Consider the following 1598-nt stretch of genomic DNA (forward strand, 5'->3'; position numbering starts at 1 on the left):
TCGTGGCGAAAGACGCCCCGCACAGTGGCGGCCCGCGCGTGACCATCGACCACCGCACGGTGGTGCTCGACGAGGACGGCAACGAGGTCAAGCCGGGCTCCGGGGTGCGCGGGTTCATCGCCAAGAAGGGCAACATCCCGGTCGGTTACTACAAGGACGAGAAGAAGACGGCCGAGACGTTCAAGACAATCAACGGGGTGCGCTACGCGATCCCGGGCGACTGGGCGCTGGTCGAGGAGGACGGCACCGTCACGATGCTGGGTCGCGGCTCGGTGTCGATCAACAGCGGCGGCGAAAAGATCTACCCCGAGGAGGTCGAGGCGGCGCTCAAGGGCCACCCCGACGTCTTCGACGCCCTGGTGGTCGGCGTGCCCGACCCCCGGTACGGCCAGCACGTGGCCGCCGTCGTGCAGGCGCGACCGGGCGCCCGCCCGACGCTCGCCGAACTGGACCGCTTCGTGCGCTCCGAGATCGCGGGATACAAGGTGCCCCGCAGCCTTTGGCTGGTCGACGAGGTCAAGCGCTCACCGGCCGGCAAGCCCGACTACCGCTGGGCCAAGGAGCAGACCGAGGCGCGGCCCGCCGACGACGTGCACGCCGCGCACGTAACCGCTTGACCCACTTCGTCAAGCAACACCCCGCCGCCCCCAGCGGCTACTTCGGGTGGGAGGCCGCCGGGCTGCGGTGGCTGGCCGGCGTCGACGGCGGCCTGCCCTGCGCCCAAGTGGTTTCCGTCGATCCGACGAGCCTGACCCTGGGGCGGCTTGACTCGGTGACGCCGACGCCCGAGGCGGCGCGCGCGTTCGGTGGCCGGTTGGCCGTCACGCATGATGCCGGCGCCCCCGCGTTCGGAGCGGGGCCCGAAGGATGGGACGGGCCCGGGTTCTTCGGGCCGCTTTCCCAGCCGCTGCCGATGTCGCTGCGGCGGCACAGCCGCTGGGGCGAGTTCTACGCCGAGGAGCGGCTGGCGCCGATGGCCGACCTGGCGGCGGCGCGGCTCGACGCCGCCACCCGCGACGCGATCGACTCCGTCGTCAGGCGGTGCCGCGCCGGCGATTTCGACGACGATGACCGGCCCGCCCGGTTGCATGGCGACCTGTGGGGCGGCAACGTGATGTGGACGCCCGACGGGGTGGTGCTGATCGACCCGGCCGCGCACGCCGGCCACCGCGAGAGCGACCTGGCGATGCTCGCGCTGTTCGGCTGCCCGCACTACGACACCATCGTCGACGGCTACGAGCGGGCGCGGCCCCTGCGGGCCGGCTGGCGCAACCGCATCGGGCTACACCAGCTTTTCCCGCTTTTGGCGCACGTCGTGCTGTTCGGCGGCGGGCACGCTCAGCGGACGCACGCTTGCGCCCGCGCCGCGCTGGCCCTGTAGCGCCGGCGTCTACTGTTGATCGCGATGACGGTCGATGTGTGGATGCAGCACCCCACTGCGCGGTTCCTGCGCAGCGACATGCTGGCATCCCTGCGGCGGTGGACCGGCGACGCCATCCCCGACGCCGACGTCCCGATCGAGGCGAGCATCGCGACTATGGACGCCGCCGGCGTGCGCTTCGGATTGCTCAGCGCGTGGCGCGGCCCCGGCGGCCAGG

Annotated in this window: 1 protein-coding gene and 2 pseudogenes; all 3 read left to right on the forward strand. The window is 72.3% G+C overall.

Features of this window, described 5'->3' with window-relative positions; translation table 11 throughout:
* Positions 1–617: pseudogene (locus A9X05_RS19205) on the forward strand (acyl-CoA synthetase); the annotation flags it as partial.
* Positions 614–1381 carry a fructosamine kinase family protein gene (locus tag A9X05_RS19210; protein ID WP_067783420.1) on the forward strand — a complete coding sequence of 256 codons (768 nt, stop codon included), beginning with the start codon at positions 614–616 and terminating at the stop codon, positions 1379–1381. The pseudogene A9X05_RS19205 and the gene A9X05_RS19210, both read left to right, overlap by 4 nt.
* Before the next feature lie 24 nt (positions 1382–1405).
* A pseudogene (locus tag A9X05_RS19215) lies at positions 1406–1598 on the forward strand (amidohydrolase); the annotation flags it as partial.

It is taken from the genome of Mycobacterium sp. E3298 (assembly GCF_001666895.1).
Taxonomy (GTDB): domain Bacteria; phylum Actinomycetota; class Actinomycetes; order Mycobacteriales; family Mycobacteriaceae; genus Mycobacterium.